Source organism: Sneathiella chungangensis, assembly GCF_009882935.1.
In the GTDB taxonomy this organism is placed as follows: domain Bacteria; phylum Pseudomonadota; class Alphaproteobacteria; order Sneathiellales; family Sneathiellaceae; genus Sneathiella; species Sneathiella chungangensis.
Genome location: NZ_WTVA01000001.1, coordinates 1 through 18062, shown reverse-complemented (window position 1 = coordinate 18062; position 18062 = coordinate 1). Strand labels below are relative to the sequence as shown.

Here is an 18062-nt window from a genome sequence, read left to right as displayed (position 1 = left end):
CAGATACTCCGAGGCCGCAGGGGTGCGGGCAAATACGGCGCATCTGCAAGCGGTCGGGAGGCGGGTCTGGTATAGGCGCCGCCCACAGGAGCACTGCGCCGCCGCGCTCCGTGCTCAAGCTCCGGTTTGGCCGCCTCTGGGTTCGGGAGATAGCGCCACTATCACCTTGCATTCGGCAACCCGACCGCCCTTACAGGACTCCAGCGTGTCCCGAAGCTCACGTCTCAATTGCATCAGCAACGCGATCTTTTTCTCCGTCGTCTCCAGATGCTGCGCGGCGATCCTGTCGATATCGTCGCAGGGCGCCTCACCATGGGCGGCGAGCCTCAGCAGGTCCCGAATATCGTCGATCGAAAAGCCGAGTTCCCGGGCGCGCCGGATGAATCCCAGCAAATTGAGATGGGCGTCCGTGTAAACCCGGTAATTCGCTGCCGTGCGGCGCGGCTCCGGCAGCAGCCCGATTTTCTCGTAATAGCGAATGGTTTCAACCTTGGTCGAGGTTTCCCGTCCCAGTCGGCCGATCGTCATATTACCCATGGCTTGACCCTATAGTTGCTACAGGGTTTATATATGGATAACCAGGACGACAAAAGAAAGTGAATGATGGATATGGGTACGCATTGCTGCGGCCACCAGGAACAGAACATCGGCGACGATCCGCGCGAGCAGGCCATCTATCGGCGTGTGTTGTGGGCTGTGCTAACGATCAACGCGGTCATGTTCATCGTTGAAATTGGCGCGGGTCTCATGTCGGGTTCCGTCTCGCTGCTGGCAGACGCGCTGGACTTCTTCGGCGATGCCGCCAATTACGCAATAAGCCTGATTGTCGTCGGCATGGCGCTGAGCTACCGTGCCCGCGCTGCCCTCATCAAGGGCGCGACGATGGCGCTCTTCGGTGTCTGGGTTCTTGGTATCACTTTGTGGCATATCCTCGAGGGGACCTTGCCCGGAGCCATGACTATGGGTGGCATCGGCATGACCGCTTTGATTGCCAATGCGCTCTCCTTCTGGCTGCTATGGCGGCATCGCGACGGCGATGCGAATATGCGATCCGCCTGGATTTGCACGCGCAATGACGTTCTCGGCAATCTGGCGGTATTGCTGGCGGCTCTCGGCGTCTTCAGCACCGGCACGGGATGGCCGGATATCGCCGTCGCCATCATCATCGCGGCGCTTGCCCTGCAGGGCGCCACAATCATCATCAGGCAGGCAATTGCCGAACTGCGCGCAAAGGACAACTTTGCGGAAATATCCGCCTCGTAAGCGGATACGCAGCCGGAGGCGGCGCAGCGCCGTGTTGCCAGCGGTGCCATCTGCCGATAGAGTGATTTTTATCTACCATTAGTTGAGGGCCCAGTTCGCAAATGGAATGGCGCAAGATATCGTCCGGCTCGTCCCGGAATCTGACCTATGTCACCTATGAGTATCATGGCGAGTATATCCATGCCGCCAGGATCATGGGCACCGTGGGCAAGGAAGAACGGTTTCCCTTCATCAAATTCGCGCTGGACCTCAACACAAGCGAAAATTTCTTCTCCATCTTCGATAACCGCGACAACCATGACAGCGTCATCACCTATGTCCAGCTGCTCTATTTCGGGGATATTTTCCGCGAGGCCGGCATCCGGCGCGTCTTTACCGTCTCCGTCACCCCCGATGACTCCATTGCCCCCGTCAATCGCCTGATGGAGGCGGTCGCCGACACCAAAGCAATCCACGCGGAGGCTTTTTCGACGCCCGATTACGACCAGGCCCGGGACTTCATCATGAGCCGGATCACCAAAGTCACCAGCGGAACCTAACGCGGGCGGGTATCAGACGCCGACGGCGCGCAGATCGTCGATCACCTTGCCGTCATTGGGCAGGCTTTTCGGGGGGACGATGCGGATTTCGCCGTTGACGCGGCATTCGGCCTTGACGATCTCCTTGATGTCGGCGATGAAGCGTTGCGACTGGTCTTCGCGTTCGCAGAGGAACAGCATCTGGTCCCGACCATCGACCAGCCGGACCTCGACGCGCACCTTGAGCGCCCCGGGTATCTGCCGCATCGCCTTCTCGACCTGTCCGGGATGAACGAACATCCCCTTGATCTTCGTCGTCTGGTCGGCGCGCCCCATCCAGCCCTTAAGCCGCCTGCCCGCCGTTCCCGGCGGCGGCGCGGGCGTGACGATGGCCGACAGATCGCCAGTGCCGAAGCGGATCAGCGGATAATGCGGATCGAAGGTGGTGACGACAACCTCGCCCACCTCGCCATCCTCCACCGCCTCGTTCGAGCCGGGGCGGACAATCTCGACGATGCAGTCATCGGCGACCCGCATGCCCGGTTCGTCATCCTCGGTCTCATAGGCGATGAGCCCGAGCTCGGCCGTGCCGTAGCTTTGCTTCACGCGGATGCCGCGCTGGATGTACCAGTCCTTCAATTCTGGAAACAGGGCGCCGCCGGAGACCATGGCCTTGCGCACGGTGCCGATCGGCCGGCCGAGATCGTCAGCCTTTTCCAGGATGATCTTGAGGAAATCGGGCGTGCCGACATAGGCCGTGACCGACAGCTGGTGAAACGCGTCGATCAATGTCTCGACCCGCTGGACGCCGGCGGGAAAGATCGTGCAGCCGACCACCTGCAGCGCCTGGTCGAACATCAGTCCGGCGGGCGTGAGATGGTAGCTGAAGCAGTTGGCCGCCGTATCCTCGGGCTTGAAACCGGCGTTCAGCAGCGCCGCCGACATCCGCCAGGCGTCTTTCGCGGCGATCGGTTCGGGCTCGACAATCGGTCCCGGCGAGAAGAAGACATGGCTCGGCCGGCCGGAATTCCGGGTTGCCAGATCGCCAAGATAACGTTCGGACTGCAGCGCGATGAGCTGCGACTTGCGCAGCACCGGCAGCTGCCCGATATCGGCGAGCGTGGCAAGGGAGTCGGCCTCAATATCGGCCAGCGTCGCCGACCAGTAGGGCGAATTTTCCTTGGCATTGCGGATCTGCGCCCGGAGCTTCGCCAGCAGGTCCTGTTCGTCGGCGCGTGCGCCGTGGCCGCCGCTTTTTCCGGCTGTCTTGTTCATTGTCATTTTCCTAGAGCCATCGTTTGCGCCGTTTGAAACTTTTGAGATTCTTGAAGGAGCGCCGCTCGCCGCCGCCACCGAGGTAGAATTCCTTGACGTCCTCATTCTCCATCAGCTCTTCGGCACTGCCGTCGAGGACGATCTTGCCGTTTTCCATGATGTAGGCGTCATCGGCGATTTTCAGCGCCATTTTCGCGTTCTGCTCGACCAGCAGGATGGTGATGCCGAGTTCCTTGTTCAGCCGCTGGATGATCTCGAAAACCTCCTTCACCAGCCGCGGCGACAGGCCCATCGACGGCTCGTCCATCAGGATCAGCTTCGGCTCCGCCATCAGGGCGCGGCCGATTGCCAGCATCTGCTGTTCGCCGCCGGACAGATAGCCGGCAAGCCCGGTTCGTTCCTGCAACCGGGGGAAATAGGAATAGACCCGCTCGATTTCGGATTTCATATTGACCTTGGGGCGCGAATAGGCGCCGAGCCGCAGATTTTCCGTCACCGTCATGTCCTGAAGAATGCCGCGTCCCTCCATGACCAGGAAGATCCCCTGCCGGACCAGTTTTTCCGGCCCGACATGGGTGACATTCTGTCCTTCATATTCGATGGAACCGCGCGTCACCTCGCCATCCTCCATTGCCAGAAGATTGGTGATCGCCTTGAGCGAGGTCGATTTCCCCGCGCCGTTGGTTCCAAGCAAGGCGGTTATCTTGCCCCGCCTTGCCTTGAGATTAAGCCCTCTCAGGACGAGGATCACTTCGTTGAAGACGACCTCGACATTGTTCACAGAGAGGATAACGTCATCGGCAACGCCTGACGCAGCATCACCTGCCGCTCCCTCGCTGACTACAGTTTCAATTTCTGCTGACATTATCCTACCCTGTTTACGTTCTGAGATTACGGTTACCGGTCCACCGGGCCCGATTACTGACCCAGCCAGTCGTCCCGGCGCGGCAGATGGACTTCCTCGATCCGTTCGATCTTGACTTCGCCATTTTCGAACGAACCGCGGTTGATCGCGACGGTCATCAGGCCGCGATGGTCCTTTTCCGTCCAGGTAGACGGCAGGCAGACGCCTTCAAGACCGGCCGGAACCCAGTCCTTCTTCACATACATGCCCTTCTTGATGTTGGGACCGGTGATGCCGCCGTTGGCCTTGGCCCATTCCATCGCTTCCTTCATATAGAAGGCGGAGCAGATGCCACGGATATAGTGATGGGTCGGGCGGTCGCCGACTTCACCCCCGCCACCGGCGAGAATGGCCTTGACGGTTTCCATGCCGGGAACATCCTGGCCGTAGAAGGGGGTCGAGGACGGGAAGATGATTTCCTTCGCCTCGGAGCTTTCGACGGTCTTGTAGTCGCCGGCCCAGACATTGCCCATATAGTTCACGTCAACGCCGACGGTGCCGCAGGATTTCAGCAGCGAGACCACCGATCCGCCGAGGTTGCCCATATAGACATACTGCGCGCCGGATTCCTTGATCGTCAGGCATTGCGCCTTGAAATCACCCGGCTTCAGCGGCACGACGACCGGCGTCGCGACGGTCATGCCAAGTTCCTCCGCATAGGCGGCGCAGGCCTCCTTGGGGGCGTTCGGATAGGGATGGTTGTCCCCGGTATGCAGGAAGATGGGCTTTTCTATGCCCTTCTTCTTGGCATCGCCCGCGGCCCACTGGACAAGCGCGCGGCAGGCGTCGGAATAGGACGGGCCGTAGAAGAAGTTATAGGGCGCCGGCTTTTTCGTTGCCGGGTTGGCCCCCGTCGGGTCCGTCAGATGGGCGGAATAGGACGCGGAATAGACCGGGATCTCGTCCTTGGCGACGAAGGAAATCAGGGCTTCGGTATCGCCCGTTCCCCAACCCTGCATGGCGACCATGCCCTTGCCCTGCCAGCGTTTGTAGTTGGCGATGGCATCCGGCACCTTGTAGGCATAGTCGATCGATTCAATCTCGATGGTCGTGCCGTCGATACCGCCGTTGGCATTGATATATTTGACGGCGTCGGCAACGCCGGGCCCGTAGGTCGTTCCGACGAAGGCCGTCGGACCGGTATAATCCACCAGATGGCCGACGAAAACCGAGTCGGCCTGGGCGCTGGCCGCGAACATGCTCCCGGCCATTAACGCGAGTGAGAGTGATTTTAACTTCATTGTCATTCCTCCTTGTTAGACTTAAAGTTGCTTCAACATTTTTTTACCGTGCGAACGGGAAGAGCTTCCAGCTCGCCCGAATAACCCGCCAACGATGGATGAGACCTTCCGGCTCGAAGATCAGGAACAGGATGATCGCCGCGCCGACCGACATTTCCTTGATATAGGCCTTGCCCGAGGCAAGCGCCGGGACCAGATCCGCCGCCGAAGTCGCCGCCATTTCCATGACCTGCGGCAGCAGCAGAACGAAAATCACGCCGAGAATGGTGCCGTAGACCGAACCCAGGCCGCCGATGATGATCATCGCCAGGAACTGGATCGACAGCAGGATGGTGAATCCCTCGACGGAGACGAATTCCAGATAATGGCCGAACAGCGCGCCCGCGAGACCGGCGAAGAAGGACGAAATCCCGAACGACAGGATCCTGTATTTCGTGAGATTGACGCCCATGATCTCGGCGGAGAGATAATGATCGCGCACGGCGACGAGCGCGCGCCCGTCGCGGCTGCGCAGCAGGTTGGTGACGGCAACGACCGACACCACCGTCCAGAACAGGACCAGGAAGAAATATCTCAGGTCCGTGTCGAGGGCGAAGCCGAAGATCGACGGCCGCGCCGCCAGCGACCCATAGACGCCGCCGGAAAACCAGTCGGCCCGGGCGAAGAAATCCTCGAGGATGAATTGCGAGGCCAGCGTGGCGATGGCCAGATACAGCCCCTTGATGCGCGCCGCCGGGACGCCGAAGATCATGCCGATGGCGGTGGTCAGCACGCCGGCGAGCGGAATGGCGATGATCGCCGGAATGCCGAAGCTGTTGACGATCCAGGCGCTGGCGAAGGCGCCGAAGCCGAAGAAGGCGCCGTGGCCGAGCGAAATCTGTCCGGTGATGCCGACCAGGATATTCAGGCCGAGCGCGGCGATGCTGTAGATGCCGATCAGGATCATCTGCGACAGCATATAGTTGCTCAAAAACGGGGCCGCGACCGCGAGGGCGACGACGATCGCAACCGCCGCCCGGCCCTCGAACCGTGTCTTGAACAGGGACGCATCGTCGATGTAGCTGGTGCGGAAATCGCCTGCGGGGCGTGGATTTGGAACGTGACCCACGGTTAGATCCTTTCGATGTCTTTGGTGCCGAACAGGCCGTAAGGCTTGATCATGAGGATGACGATCAGGACGTAGAAAGGCGCGATCGTATAGAGGTTGCCGATATGCAGATATTCGCCGTCGGCAAATTCCGCGAGATTTTCAAGCACGCCGATGATCAACCCGCCGACCACCGCGCCGACGATCGAATCCAGTCCGCCGACAATCACCGCCGGGAACACCTTGATGCCGACGAAGGCGAGCGAGTTCGACACCGCGCTGACGATGCCCATCACCACGCCCGCAACCCCCGAAACCAGGGCCGAAATCGCCCAGGCCATGGCGAAGGTCTGCTTGACGGAAATGCCGAGCGACTGGGCGATCTGCTGGTTGAAGGCCGTCGCCCGCATGGCCAGCCCGTGCCGGGTGAAGCGGAAGAAGAAGTAGAAGACCGCCATGATCAGCAGCGACAGCACCAGGCTCATCACATAGGCCGTCTCGACATTGAGCCCGCCGATGGTGATGACGGAAAGCGAGCCGAAAATATCCGGGAAGCGCTTGGCGTCATTGCCGAAAATCCAGTTCATCAGCGACTGCATGAAGATCGACAGGCCGATCGTCACCATGATCACCGAGATGATCGGCTCGCCGATCAGCGGCCGCAGGATGATCTGCTGGACGAGGATGCCGAAGATCGCCATGAAGACGAGGGTGAAGATAAAGGCGAGGATGAAGGGCAGCCCCATCTGCACGACGAGGGAGAGGCAGACCCAGCCGCCGAGCACGAGGAATTCGCCTTGCGCGAAGTTCACGACCTGCGTCGATTTGTAGATCAGCACGAAACACATGGCGACAACGCCATAGAGCATGCCGACGATCACGCCATTGACAAGAAGCTGGAGCAGAAGTTCGGTATTCATGCGGCATCTCCCAGTTTTTCGACTTTGAGCTTCGTCTTGATTCTCTGCTTGGTTCCATCCTGGAAGCTGATCACGGTGTCGATGTCGACATAATCGGTATCGGAATAGAGATTGCCGATAATGTCGGCATATTTCTCCGCGATCACCTTCCGGCGGACCTTTTTCGTCCGCGTCAGTTCGCCATCGTCCGCATCGAGCTCCTTATAGAGCAGGACGAATTTCTTGATCCGCTGCGCCGGCAGCAGGTCGGCGTTCACCCGCTCCACCTCGGCGCGCATCATCTCGTAGACTTCCGGACGGGCGGCAAGGTCGGTATAGGTGGTGAAGGCGATCCGTTTCTGTTCCGCCCATTTCGAGACGATGGGATAGCGGATGCAGATGATCGCCGTCAGATAGGGCCGGTCCTTGCCGACGATCACCGCCTCGGCGATGAAGGTGGAGAACTTGATCTTGTTCTCGATGAACTGCGGCGAGAAGCGCACGCCCTCGGAGGTTTCCGCAAGGTCACTGATCCGGTCGATGACGACCAGATGCTTGTTCTCGTCAAGATAGCCGGCATCGCCGGTATGGAAGTAGCCTTCCGCGTCGAACACCTCCCGCGTCGCCTCCTCGTTCTTGTAATAGCCGAGCATCATATGCGGATGCTTGACGAGGATTTCGCCGACCCCCTCGACATCCGGGTCCTTGACCTGCAGCGTGCAGTTGGGGAACGGAAAGCCGACGGTGTTGTAATCGACCGCGCCGTTCTTGTGGATGGTATAGGCGCCAAGCCCCTCGGTCTGTCCGTAGAGCTGTTTCAGCGGCACGCCCATGGCCTGGAAAAACTTGAAAATCTCGGGGCCCATCGCGGCGCCGCCGGTCGCCGCCGATTTCAGGTTCGAAAAACCGAGGCGGTCGCGCAGCGCCCGGAACAGCAGCCATTCCGACAGGCCGTCTTTCTGGCCCTTGCTGACGGCCTCCATGCCGCGTTTCTCGGCCCAGTAATAGATCGCCTGTTTCCAGGGCGTCGATTCCATCATGCGGGCCCGCACCTCCGCCGCGACGATTTCCCAGACGCGCGGCGACAGGAGAACGAAACTCGGGCCGATCTCGCGCATGTCGGCCATCGCCGTCGATTCCTCCTCGGGGAAATTGACGGTCATGCGGGCAATCATGTTCCAGCCGACCGCATACATCTGCTCCATCACCCAGGACAGCGGCAGGATCGACAGATATTCATCGGAACTGTCCTTCGGGTCCGCCTTCAGGTAATTCACCGCATGGCCGAGAAACGCCCGGCTCTGCCACATCGCGAGCTTCGGATTGGAGGTGGTTCCCGAGGTCGTACAGAGAATGGCGACATCCTCGGCGTTGGTCGCATCGACCATCCGGTCATAGAGCTCAGGCTCCGATTTCAGGGCCGCCGCCCCCGCTTCCTCGAACCGCTCCAGGTTCCACAGCCGCTCATCGTCATATTTGCTCATGCCGCGCGGATCGGAATAGACGATCCGCTGCACATAGGGAATGCGATCCCCGAGGTTCAGCAGCTTGTCGACCTGCTCTTCATCCTCGGCGATGACGAGCAGCGGCTTGGTATAGTTCAGCAGATAGAGGATTTCGTCCTCAAGCGCCTCGCGGTAGATCCCCATGCTCATCGCGCCGGTCGCATGGGCCGCGACCTCACCCCAGACCCATTCGGGCCGGTTGTCGCCGATCAGCGCGACGACACCGCCGGCCTCAACGCCCATCTCGCGCATGGCCACCGCCATTTTCGAGACATGATCGTTGAAATCGCGCCAGGTCACCTCGTTCCAGATGCCGAAATCCTTCTCGCGCTGCGCCACCTCGTTCGGGGCATCCTGCGCGTTCTTGCGCAGCAGCTTGGGCAGGGTGTCATAAACCGTCACATCCGGCAGGTTGCCCCCGGCCGGACCCCAGTTCGCAATCTCTCCCGTTACCATGGCCCTTGACAGGCCGGACATATTCACAGGCCCCGTCATCAGGCGTCCTCCCTGGCTTCCGCTGACTCTTCCACGCCAAGATAGGCGGTCTTGACGCGCTCGTCGGCCATGACCTCTTCGGGGCGCCCCTCGGCGATCTTCTCTCCGAAATCAAGCACCGCGACCCGGTCGGAAATATCCACGACCACCGCCATGTCATGCTCGATCATCACCACGGTGATGCCGAACTGCTCGTTCAGCTCGAGGATATAGCGGGCCATATCCTCCTTCTCCTCGAGATTCATGCCCGCCATCGGCTCATCGAGCAGCAACAGCTCCGGCCCGATGGCGATCGCGCGGGCCAGCTCGACGCGCTTGCGCAGCCCGTAGGACAGCGAGCCCGCGGATTCGTTGCGCACATGCTGGATTTCCAGAAAATCGATGATGTCCTCGACCTTGAGGCGGGCCTCGGCCTCCTCCTTCTGGGCGCCGCCGACCCAGTAGAACATCCCGGTCAGGAAATTGTTCTTCAGCTTGTGATGCAGCCCGACCATGATATTGTCGATCACCGACATATGGCTGAAAACCGCGAGGTTCTGGAAGGTCCGGCCGATGCCGAGATGCGCCCGGTCGTTGATGCTGCGCGGCAGCAGATGCTCGCCCTTGAACAGGATCTCGCCCTGCTGCGGCTTGTAACGCCCGGAAATGCAGTTCAGCATGGACGTCTTTCCCGCGCCGTTCGGACCGATCAGCGAAAAGATTTCGTTGCGGTTGACATAGAACGATACATCCGTCAGCGCGGAAACGCCGCCGAAGCGGATCGAAACGTTCCGCACGTCCAGCATCGGATCATTGGTCGACACAGTTTTTCTCCCCAACGCCCCTTTACCGTTTTTACAACGGCTCCCTACTCCGGGGCGGTTCCTGCTTAGTTGACCCCCTTATACACCGCCACATTGTCGCAAATATTTCCAGAATGTACGCAAATGTGTCAGGTGAAAAAATTTACGCCGCCGCGCCGTTCACGGATGGAAACGATGCGGTGGCGGCCCTCCCGGGGGTGCCGTCCACGACAGCTTTTATTTACTCATTCTATCATAACGCAGGCCACCATCGCAGACAAATTCATCACCGGCCCGCAAAGGCGGTGCCACGGCGCGGGCAATATCGGACCTTTTCCCCGCCCGCATAATGTTTCATAATCTTTTCCTGATTTTAACGGACCAGGCGCAGATCGACAGGTGCAGGACATGGGTGACATCAATCCGCTCAGGAGCGAGGCGGCATCAGCGGTAACCGATCAGTTGAACATGATCATGGCGGGGCTCGACAATATCGACCAGGCCATGACCATCTTCGACCAGGACCTCAATCTCGTCTATGCGAATTCGCGGGTGCATGACCTGCTTGGCCTGCCCTACGAATATATGGTCAAGGGAACGACGCTGGAATCGATATTCCGCTACAACGCGATGATCGGCGAATATGGCATCGGCGATATCGACGAGATGGTCAATATCCGCATGGAAACCGCCAGAAAGTTCGAATCCCACGTCGTCGAGCGGCAGCGGCCGAACGGCATCTTCATCCGGGTCAGCGGCCAGCCGCTCGATATCGGCGGCTTCGCGACGATCTATACGGACATCACCGCCCAGCGGCAGCATGAGATCAAGCAGGAAATGCTGATCACCGAACGCACCCGCGAACTCCGGCATAGCGAGGAACGGCTCCGCCTAATCGCCAACGAGGTGCCGGCGGGCATCGCCTATCTTGATTCCGACTTTATCATCCGCTTTGCCAATATCCGTTTCGCGCGCGGCTACGGCAAGACCCCCGATGAGACGATCGGCACCCCGGCGCAGGATCTGCTGGGCGACAAGACCTTCAGCGTCGCGCGGTCGCGGTTCGAGCTCGCCATCGCCGGCAAGCATTCGGATTTCGGCATGGAGATCACGCTGGTCGACGGCAAGGAGCGGTATATCCAGACCTATCTGCATCCCGATTTCCGCCAGGACGGTTCGGCGCGCGGTTTCTACGTCCTCTCGGTCAATGTCACGCGCCAGAAACAGGCGGAGGCCGCCCTCGCCCAAGCCCAGAAAATGGAGGCCGTCGGCCGGCTGTCGAGCGGCATCGCCCATGATTTCAACAATCTGCTGACGATCATCCTCGGCAATCTCCGCGCGCTCTATGACGCCATCGAGACGGAGCATCTGAAAACCGACATGATCGAGCCCGCGCTCCGGGCGGCGCAGCGCGGCGCCGGCCTGACCGAGCAGCTGCTCGCCTTCGCCCGCCGCCAGCCTCTGACTCCGAAAGTCATCGAACTGTCCGACTGCCTGCAAAGCGTCGTCAAGATCATGAAATCCTCGCTGCCGGGCGGGGTCGAGCTGATCGACCAGCTGCCGGAGGGACCGATATATGCGCATCTCGATCGCAGTCAGCTTGAAAGCTCCCTTCTCAACCTGCTGATCAATGCGCTGCAGGCGATCACCGGGCATGGCCGCATCGAAATCTCCCTCGCCGAGATCGACGGCATGGCGCAGATCCGCGTCTTGGATAACGGCGTCGGGATGGATGAAGAGCTGGTGAAAAAGATTTTCGATCCCTTCTTCACCACCAAGGGCGATAACGGCGGCACCGGTCTCGGCCTCAGCATGGCGCAAAGCTTCGTCGAGCAGTCGAAGGGCGATCTCGATATCACCTCGAAACCCGGCGAGGGCACGCAGATCACCATATTGCTGCCGACCGTCGCCCCGGCGGAGGATTCAGAATCCGCCGACGACGCCCTCCCCTCGCGCCTGACGCAGCCGGAGATCGCCCTCTTGGTCGATGACGAGGAGGAAGTGCGCGCGGTCTGCCGGCGCGATCTCATCAGCCTCGGCTATGGTGTCCTTGAGGCCGACAGCGTCGAGGCCGCCCTCTCGCTTCTGGATGCCGTGGAAGGTATCTCCTTCGTCCTCAGCGATATCGCCATGCCGGGCGGGCAATCGGGCTATGATCTGGCGAGCGAGGTGATCCGCGCCAAACCCGGCGTCAAAATTGTGTTGATGACGGGGCATGCAGATACCTATACAACCAAATCAGTTCAGGGCCATACCCTGACGATACTAAGAAAGCCGTTCGATATAAAAGCCCTGCAAGACGCAATACGGGACGTATCGACGACGGGGACATCGGGAAACGGAGTCAATGAAAACGCTGATCTACATACTGGAAGACAATAGGGATGTGGCCGCTGTCTTCGAACGGGAACTCACGCATCAGGGATTCGATGTTGCCGCCGCCCATACGATCTCCGGATTTTCCGACCTGCTGGCGGAGCGCCTGCCCGATCTCTGCATCCTCGATCTCACCCTGCCCGACGGCGACGGGCTGAATGTCCTCCAGCAGACGCTCAAGGGCCATTCCATTCCCGCTATAATTGTCAGCGGCCGCGGCACGCTCAGTGACAAGATCCGCGGGCTCGATCTCGGTGCCGACGACTATCTGGTCAAGCCGGTTGATGCCCTCGAGCTTGCGGCCCGGGTCCGCTCGATGCTGCGCCGGCGGGCCTCGGCGGCGCGCGCGGCGGACGACAGCCCGGTGTTCCATTTCGCCGGCTGGACGGTGGATTTTTCGACCTATGTGCTGACCTCCCCGGATAATGCCGAGGAAACGATGAGTGCCGCCGACGCCAGCCTGCTGAAGGCCTTCGTCGAATCGCCGGGCAAGGTGCTGACGCGCGATGCGCTGCTGGACCGCTGCCAGATCGTCGCGGCGGATGTCTTCGATCGTTCCATCGATACGCGGATATCGCGGCTTCGCAAGAAACTGAATGATGATTCGAAGAACCCGAGCATGATCCGGACCATCTATGGCGCCGGTTACGTCTTCACCCCGAAGGTAACCCACGACAGTCCCTGACGCGATGGCCGGGCGCTAGCTGTTCAGATAGGCGTTGGCGCGGATCCGCTCGCGCGCCAGGTCGACGAAGGCGCGCACCTTCGCGGAGGCCGCATGCCCTTCCGGATGGACGATATGGATCGGCAGGGATTCCGGTTCATACTCGCCAAGGACCGTCTGCAATCCGCCATCGCCGAGCTCCGGGCCGATCTGATAGGATAAAACCCGCGTCAGCCCCCAGCCCGATTTCGCCGCCGCAATGGCCGCCGGCACGTGATTGACGATATATCTGGGCTGGAGCCGCACCGCGACATCCCCGGCAAAGCGCCAGTCGCCGGTGGTGCCGAGCGAGCGGGCGGCGATAATCCGGTGGCGCGTCAGGTCGGCCGGAACCGCGGGCAGGCCATATTTCTCGAAATAATCGGGACAGCCGCAGACGACCCGGCGCACCGCGCCGATGCGGGTCGCCATCAGGCTTGAATCCATGAGCGGGCCGATGCGGATCGCCACATCAAACCCCTCCTCGACGACATTGACGACGCGATCGAGGAAGGTCGCCTCGACGCTGGCCGCCGGAAAGCGGTCGAGAAATTCCATCAACAGCGGCGAGACATAATGCTGCCCGAACAGCACCGGCGCGGTGATGCGCAGACAGCCCGTCGGTTCGCCATGGCGGCCGCGCATGGCATCGCGCGCGGCGGCAAATTCCTGCACGAGCCGGCGGGCATCCTGCAGATAGGTCTGCCCCGGATCGGTGAGCGAGACCGCCCGCGTCGTCCGGTGAAGCAGCAAAACGCCAAGATCGGCCTCAAGCTCGCCAATGACGCGGGTCACCGACGGCGCGCTGATCCCCAGCTTGCGCCCGGCCCCCGAAAAGCTGCCGCTATCGGCGACGGCGATGAATGTCTCCAGGGCGCGGATATGATCCATGGCTTTTTATTATTCTATTTTCTGAAATATTCTATTTTATTTTTACATTATTGTTTCTTTATTGGCAAGTTATCATCTTGTGGGGAGCGCGATTGGCGCGGTTTAAAACCAACGTTTCGATAAACAGAGAAAGGAAGATCCAATGTCCCGAATCCCGACCCCCTCCTCCATCGACGCCGCCCCGGAAGCCTCCCGGGAGTTGCTCCAGGCCGTCCAGAAACAGCTGGGCAGCGCCCCCAACCTGTTCCGCATCGTCTCCAACAGCCCGGCGGCGCTGGAGGGATATCTCGGCCTCAACGGCGCGCTCGCAAAAGGCGCCCTCTCCGCACCCACGCGGGAGCGGATCGCCCTCGCCGTTGCTGAGATCAACGGATGCGACTACTGCCTCGCCGCCCATAGCTACCTGGCGGAGCATATCGCAAAGCTGACGGGCGCGGAAATCCTCGCCAACCGCAAGGGCGGCTCCTCCGATGCCAAGGCCGACGCCGCTGTGCGCTTCGCCGTCGAGATTGTCCTCAGCCGTGGCGGCGTCCCCGCCGAAGCGGTCGAGAAGGTCAAGGCCGCGGGCTATAGCGACGCCGAGATCGTCGAAATCATCGCCCATGTCGCGCTCAATACGCTGACCAATTACATGAATTCAGTGCTCGACACCGCGATCGATTTTCCGACCGTCTCGAAAATCGCCGCCTGACCAGGACATGCGAGGCCCCGGTCCGTCGGACCGGGGTCGATGACCGCCGAAAGGAGATATCTATCATGCGTCCCCCGCTTCCCCCCTTTACCCGCGACACCGCCATGGAAAAAGTCCGCCTTGCCGAAAACGGCTGGAACAGCCGCAATCCGGAGGCGGTCTCGCTCGCCTATAGCGAAGACAGCCGCTGGCGTAACCGCGATAACTTCCTCCAGGGCCGGGAGGAGATCGTCCGCTTCCTGACCCGTAAATGGCAACAGGAGAGAGACTACCGCCTGATCAAGGAGCTCTTCGCCTTCGATGGCAACAGGATCGCGGTCCGCTATGCCTATGAATATTGCGACCCGGCAGGCAACTGGTTCCGCGCCTACGGCAACGAGAACTGGGAATTTGACGCCGAGGGCCTGATGCGGCACCGTTACGCCAGTATCAATGACCTCGCCATTCGCGAGGATGAGCGGTTGTTTCGCTGGGTTCAGGGTCCCCGACCCGCCGACCATCCGGGACTGACCGAGCTTGGGCTGTAACAGGAGCTGACAGATGTCCTCACTTCTTGGGAAATTCGCCTTCACTCCCGCCGTCAAGGCGGTCCAGACCCGCAAGGGATCCCGGGACGGCTATGCGCGGATGGAGGAAAAGGGCGTGGAGCGGCGCGAAATCACCGAGGAACTCGCCGGCTTTATCGCGACGCAGCGGAGCCTGTTCCTTGCCACCGTCTCGAGCGACGGCGCCCCCTATATCCAGCATCGCGGCGGCCCGCCGGGTTTTCTGAAAATCGTCTCCCCGACCACCCTCGGCTTCGTCGATTTCACGGGAAACCGCCAGTATATCTCGCAGGGAAATCTTGCGGAGAATCCGAAGGCGCATCTGTTCCTGATCGACTATGTCCATCGCCGGCGGGTCAAGATCTGGGGCGAGGCGCGGATTGTCGAGGATGACCCGGAGCTGATCGAGCGGCTGATGCCGCCCGGCTACGACGCGCGTCCCGAACAGGTTCTGCTCTTCGATATCCTGACCTGGGATATCAATTGCCCGAAGCATATCCCGCAGCGCATCGAGGCTGAGGATGTCGCCCGCGCCCTTGACGAGCGCGACGCCCATATTGCCGAGCTTGAGGCGGAAATCGCGCGGCTGCGGGCCGAGGCGGCGGGTTCCTCAAGCTAACAGCAAGAGACATGGCGCGCGGGATGCCGCCCCCGCCGCCTGTTTCCGGATCGCCACTGGCTACGGCAATCGACCGTACAACAGACCGATCAGGGCCTAAGCAAAAAACCGGATATCGATCAGGAAAGGCTCTTTTGGAATTCCGACAACAACCATTCCGTAAAGGCCAGAACGGATTTGTTACGCTGATTATGCGGGGGCACGACAAGATAGTATGTCAAACCGGCAATGTCGCCCCTCACGCCAGTGTCGGAAAAAGGAACAAGCCATTGTTCTTTCACGGCGTTTCCGACCAGTATCGAGCTTACGAGGGCAATTCCCTGGCCCGCCAGAGCGGCTTGAATGACATGATGTTCCTGATCAAACCGCCGCACCGTGTAGCTCGGCTGACCTTCCGCGCGCCCTTGTTCATTGATCAGCGCGTCCCAGGTAATTGATGGCAAGGATTTGTTCACCCACACCGTCTCCAGGAGTTGCGCATCCTTCAGGCCGGTGAATTTTTCAAGATATGCCGGCGTCGCGTACAGGCCAAATTTTTCCGTGACGAGTTTTGCAGTGTGAGGCAACGCGGGATCGTACTGCCCATAACTGATCGCAAGATCGATGCGGCGGTCGCGCAGGACATCAATCTTCTGCTCTCCGGTTTGAAGGGAAATATCGATACCCGGATGTGCCCTGTAAAACTTTTCCAGGTTCGGCACCAGCCACATGGAGGCGAAAGACGATGTTGTACTGATCGTCAGCGTCTCTTTGGCGCCGACGATTTCGTTGACGGTGTCGTTAAGCTGGCGAAAGACGTTGAAGGTGGTATCGGCAAGTAATTCCCCCTCCCTTGTCAGCTTGACGGCACGGGTCTGGCGCTCAAACAGGCGGGTCCCGAGCCCCTCCTCCAGTGCCTTGATTTGGTGAGAGACCGCCGTCGGCGTCACATGTAACGCCTCAGCCGCCTTTTTGAAGCTTTTCAGTCTTGCCGCCGCATCAAACGTTCTAAGAACATTAAGGGAGGGTAGCCTCGCGTCCATTGAACACCTCTAAATAGATGAACTTATTTCATCTATAAGTAAGAAATAACCATTCGTCAAACGTCCTTTCCATTGCCATATTTCCGTCAACGATCAATCGGCCCCATGAAAGGAAAACAGATGAAAACTTTGCTTCATATCGACGCGAGTGCGCGAAAAACAACCAATTCAGTTGCGGCATACAACTCCATATCCAAATCCGTCGCCGCCACATTCATACGGAAATGGCGTGCAATTGATAGAGAAGATAAAATCATCCATAGGGATGTGGGCGTGAACCCGCCTGCCTTTATCAGTCAGGACTGGATTGCCGCTGTCTTTACGTCGGATGCCGCCAAGACCGACGACCAGAAGGCGCTGCTTTCCCTGTCGGATACGTTGATCCGGGAGGTCGAGCAGGCGGACATCATTGTCATGTCGTCATCCATGTATAATTACGGCATGCCCGCCGCCTTGAAGGCCTGGTTTGATCAAGTGATCCGCCTCAACAAGACATTCACCTTTGACCTGGCTCGCGGGGACTTTCCGCTGGAACCCATTATGTCAGGCAAAATACTGGTCCTGATAACGTCCAGCGGTGAATTCGGTTTCGGAATTGGCGGTATCCGCGAAAAAATGAACCACCTGGGGCCCCATATACGGACATTGAGCCATTATCTGGGCGTTGAAACAGTCCACGAGATCAACGCGGAATATCAGGAATTTAACGACGAGCGCCACATAAGGTCCGTTGCCAACGCCCATAGAGCCGCTGAAGAGCTGGCCCTGAATCTGGCCCGTTCCCGAGAGCTTTCCGATGGATAGAAAACGCCCCGGATTGTCGGTCCGGGGCGTTACTTGAAATAGTGATATGCGTATCAAATGATCTGGTTGCGGAGGCAGGATTTAGCGTGCGCGCGGCGTTGCCGTGCTCCGTAGCGTCCTTCGGCCGCGAACCTGTCAAAGCTTTGTCGTCACAAACCTTTTCCAAGCTTCAATTCCTTCTCCCACCCATCAAAAACGACAAACCCGGCGCGAGGCCGGGTTATGACGTTTTGGTTGCGGGGGCAGGATTTGAACCTGCGACCTTCAGGTTATGAGCCTGACGAGCTACCGGGCTGCTCCACCCCGCGTTGGTATGGATGTAAAAAGCACCCGTTTGGGTGCTTTTGAGTTTGATAGAGTGAGAGGATCTTCTGTTTTTTGCGGGCCTGGCGGCGACCTACTCTTCCGTGCCTTAAGACAAAGTACCATCGGCGCTGGGAGT

Annotated in this window: 18 protein-coding genes and 1 tRNA gene; 8 read left to right on the top strand and 11 right to left on the bottom strand. The window is 59.7% G+C overall.

The window, feature by feature from the left end; all coding sequences use genetic code 11:
- Nucleotides 1-114: 114 nt before the first annotated feature.
- Nucleotides 115-537 carry a MerR family transcriptional regulator gene (locus tag GQF03_RS00095; protein ID WP_206376046.1) on the bottom strand — a complete coding sequence of 141 codons (423 nt, stop codon included), beginning with the start codon at nucleotides 535-537 and terminating at the stop codon, nucleotides 115-117.
- A gap of 72 nt (nucleotides 538-609) precedes the next feature.
- On the opposite strand from GQF03_RS00095, the gene GQF03_RS00090 reads away from it, so the two are divergent.
- On the top strand, nucleotides 610-1263 hold the full coding sequence (locus GQF03_RS00090) for a cation efflux transmembrane domain-containing protein (RefSeq protein WP_161338054.1): 654 nt from the start codon (nucleotides 610-612) through the stop codon (nucleotides 1261-1263).
- 101 nt (nucleotides 1264-1364) lie between these two features.
- Entirely contained in the window at nucleotides 1365-1802 is a 438-nt protein-coding gene (locus GQF03_RS00085; protein ID WP_161337154.1) for an RAD1 family protein, read from the top strand.
- Nucleotides 1803-1814: 12 nt separating this feature from the next.
- Here GQF03_RS00085 and GQF03_RS00080 read toward each other — a convergent pair whose 3' ends face one another.
- From GQF03_RS00080 to GQF03_RS00050, 7 genes are read right to left on the bottom strand one after another with little or no spacing between them, the layout of a single operon-like run.
- Nucleotides 1815-3056: a phenylacetate--CoA ligase family protein gene (locus GQF03_RS00080; RefSeq protein ID WP_161337153.1), complete on the bottom strand. Its 1242-nt coding sequence runs from the start codon at nucleotides 3054-3056 to the stop codon at nucleotides 1815-1817.
- Nucleotides 3057-3066: 10 nt separating this feature from the next.
- Nucleotides 3067-3921, bottom strand: coding sequence for an ABC transporter ATP-binding protein (locus GQF03_RS00075; protein WP_161337152.1), 855 nt, complete (start codon nucleotides 3919-3921; stop codon nucleotides 3067-3069).
- 53 nt (nucleotides 3922-3974) lie between these two features.
- Nucleotides 3975-5201 carry an ABC transporter substrate-binding protein gene (locus GQF03_RS00070; RefSeq protein ID WP_206376044.1) on the bottom strand — a complete coding sequence of 409 codons (1227 nt, stop codon included), beginning with the start codon at nucleotides 5199-5201 and terminating at the stop codon, nucleotides 3975-3977.
- 43 nt (nucleotides 5202-5244) lie between these two features.
- Nucleotides 5245-6309, bottom strand: a complete 1065-nt coding sequence (locus GQF03_RS00065; protein ID WP_161337150.1) for an ABC transporter permease subunit — start codon at nucleotides 6307-6309, stop codon at nucleotides 5245-5247.
- Between the two features lie 2 nt (nucleotides 6310-6311).
- Nucleotides 6312-7208 (bottom strand): branched-chain amino acid ABC transporter permease, encoded by an 897-nt coding sequence (locus tag GQF03_RS00060; RefSeq protein WP_161337149.1) that lies wholly within the window; start codon nucleotides 7206-7208, stop codon nucleotides 6312-6314.
- The gene (locus tag GQF03_RS00055; protein ID WP_206376042.1) at nucleotides 7205-9187 is read right to left on the bottom strand and encodes an AMP-binding protein; all 1983 of its coding nucleotides are present in this window, start codon (nucleotides 9185-9187) and stop codon (nucleotides 7205-7207) included. Before GQF03_RS00055 ends, GQF03_RS00060 begins: the two co-directional genes overlap by 4 nt.
- Nucleotides 9187-9990: an ABC transporter ATP-binding protein gene (locus GQF03_RS00050; RefSeq protein WP_338401297.1), complete on the bottom strand. Its 804-nt coding sequence runs from the start codon at nucleotides 9988-9990 to the stop codon at nucleotides 9187-9189. The genes GQF03_RS00055 and GQF03_RS00050 overlap by 1 nt, the downstream gene beginning before the upstream one ends.
- A 387-nt stretch (nucleotides 9991-10377) precedes the next feature.
- Between GQF03_RS00050 and GQF03_RS00045 the strand changes: the two genes are divergently transcribed.
- Complete coding sequence (locus GQF03_RS00045; protein ID WP_161337148.1) at nucleotides 10378-12351, top strand: PAS-domain containing protein; 1974 nt, start codon at nucleotides 10378-10380, stop codon at nucleotides 12349-12351.
- Nucleotides 12317-13030 (top strand): response regulator transcription factor, encoded by a 714-nt coding sequence (locus GQF03_RS00040; RefSeq protein ID WP_161337147.1) that lies wholly within the window; start codon nucleotides 12317-12319, stop codon nucleotides 13028-13030. The genes GQF03_RS00045 and GQF03_RS00040 overlap by 35 nt, the downstream gene beginning before the upstream one ends.
- Nucleotides 13031-13045: 15 nt before the next feature.
- Here the strand turns inward: GQF03_RS00040 and GQF03_RS00035 are convergent, their stop codons facing one another.
- A complete protein-coding gene (locus GQF03_RS00035; protein ID WP_161337146.1) occupies nucleotides 13046-13939 on the bottom strand; it encodes a LysR family transcriptional regulator in 894 nt (297 codons plus the stop codon).
- Between the two features lie 142 nt (nucleotides 13940-14081).
- Here GQF03_RS00035 and GQF03_RS00030 point away from each other — a divergent pair, with 142 nt between their 5' ends.
- The 3 genes from GQF03_RS00030 (at nucleotide 14082) to GQF03_RS00020 (ending at nucleotide 15794) form a co-directional block, all read left to right on the top strand.
- Nucleotides 14082-14630, top strand: coding sequence for a carboxymuconolactone decarboxylase family protein (locus GQF03_RS00030; protein WP_161337145.1), 549 nt, complete (start codon nucleotides 14082-14084; stop codon nucleotides 14628-14630).
- 65 nt (nucleotides 14631-14695) lie between these two features.
- Complete coding sequence (locus GQF03_RS00025; RefSeq protein ID WP_161337144.1) at nucleotides 14696-15157, top strand: nuclear transport factor 2 family protein; 462 nt, start codon at nucleotides 14696-14698, stop codon at nucleotides 15155-15157.
- Between the two features lie 13 nt (nucleotides 15158-15170).
- Nucleotides 15171-15794, top strand: a complete 624-nt coding sequence (locus GQF03_RS00020; protein WP_161337143.1) for a pyridoxamine 5'-phosphate oxidase family protein — start codon at nucleotides 15171-15173, stop codon at nucleotides 15792-15794.
- Between the two features lie 119 nt (nucleotides 15795-15913).
- Here GQF03_RS00020 and GQF03_RS00015 read toward each other — a convergent pair whose 3' ends face one another.
- Nucleotides 15914-16816, bottom strand: coding sequence for a LysR substrate-binding domain-containing protein (locus GQF03_RS00015; RefSeq protein ID WP_161337142.1), 903 nt, complete (start codon nucleotides 16814-16816; stop codon nucleotides 15914-15916).
- 120 nt (nucleotides 16817-16936) lie between these two features.
- Here GQF03_RS00015 and GQF03_RS00010 point away from each other — a divergent pair, with 120 nt between their 5' ends.
- The gene (locus GQF03_RS00010; RefSeq protein WP_161337141.1) at nucleotides 16937-17620 is read left to right on the top strand and encodes an FMN-dependent NADH-azoreductase; all 684 of its coding nucleotides are present in this window, start codon (nucleotides 16937-16939) and stop codon (nucleotides 17618-17620) included.
- A 231-nt stretch (nucleotides 17621-17851) separates the two neighbouring features.
- On the opposite strand, the gene GQF03_RS00005 is transcribed toward GQF03_RS00010, so the two are convergent.
- A tRNA-Met gene (locus GQF03_RS00005) sits at nucleotides 17852-17928 on the bottom strand.
- Nucleotides 17929-18062 lie beyond the last annotated feature (134 nt).

Bases quoted from the DNA above. Each gene is read 5' to 3' on its own strand.
- GQF03_RS00025 (WP_161337144.1), top strand. From the start codon at position 14,696: ATGCGTCCCCCGCTTCCCCCCTTTACCCGCGACACCGCCATGGAAAAA.
- GQF03_RS00095 (WP_206376046.1), bottom strand. From the start codon at position 537: ATGGGTAATATGACGATCGGCCGACTGGGACGGGAAACCTCGACCAAG.
- GQF03_RS00015 (WP_161337142.1), bottom strand. From the start codon at position 16,816: ATGGACGCGAGGCTACCCTCCCTTAATGTTCTTAGAACGTTTGATGCG.
- GQF03_RS00020 (WP_161337143.1), top strand. From the start codon at position 15,171: ATGTCCTCACTTCTTGGGAAATTCGCCTTCACTCCCGCCGTCAAGGCG.
- GQF03_RS00060 (WP_161337149.1), bottom strand. From the start codon at position 7,208: ATGAATACCGAACTTCTGCTCCAGCTTCTTGTCAATGGCGTGATCGTC.
- GQF03_RS00085 (WP_161337154.1), top strand. From the start codon at position 1,365: ATGGAATGGCGCAAGATATCGTCCGGCTCGTCCCGGAATCTGACCTAT.
- GQF03_RS00035 (WP_161337146.1), bottom strand. From the start codon at position 13,939: ATGGATCATATCCGCGCCCTGGAGACATTCATCGCCGTCGCCGATAGC.
- GQF03_RS00070 (WP_206376044.1), bottom strand. From the start codon at position 5,201: ATGAAGTTAAAATCACTCTCACTCGCGTTAATGGCCGGGAGCATGTTC.
- GQF03_RS00010 (WP_161337141.1), top strand. From the start codon at position 16,937: ATGAAAACTTTGCTTCATATCGACGCGAGTGCGCGAAAAACAACCAAT.
- GQF03_RS00090 (WP_161338054.1), top strand. From the start codon at position 610: ATGGGTACGCATTGCTGCGGCCACCAGGAACAGAACATCGGCGACGAT.
- GQF03_RS00030 (WP_161337145.1), top strand. From the start codon at position 14,082: ATGTCCCGAATCCCGACCCCCTCCTCCATCGACGCCGCCCCGGAAGCC.
- GQF03_RS00055 (WP_206376042.1), bottom strand. From the start codon at position 9,187: ATGACGGGGCCTGTGAATATGTCCGGCCTGTCAAGGGCCATGGTAACG.
- GQF03_RS00040 (WP_161337147.1), top strand. From the start codon at position 12,317: ATGAAAACGCTGATCTACATACTGGAAGACAATAGGGATGTGGCCGCT.
- GQF03_RS00045 (WP_161337148.1), top strand. From the start codon at position 10,378: ATGGGTGACATCAATCCGCTCAGGAGCGAGGCGGCATCAGCGGTAACC.
- GQF03_RS00075 (WP_161337152.1), bottom strand. From the start codon at position 3,921: ATGTCAGCAGAAATTGAAACTGTAGTCAGCGAGGGAGCGGCAGGTGAT.
- GQF03_RS00080 (WP_161337153.1), bottom strand. From the start codon at position 3,056: ATGAACAAGACAGCCGGAAAAAGCGGCGGCCACGGCGCACGCGCCGAC.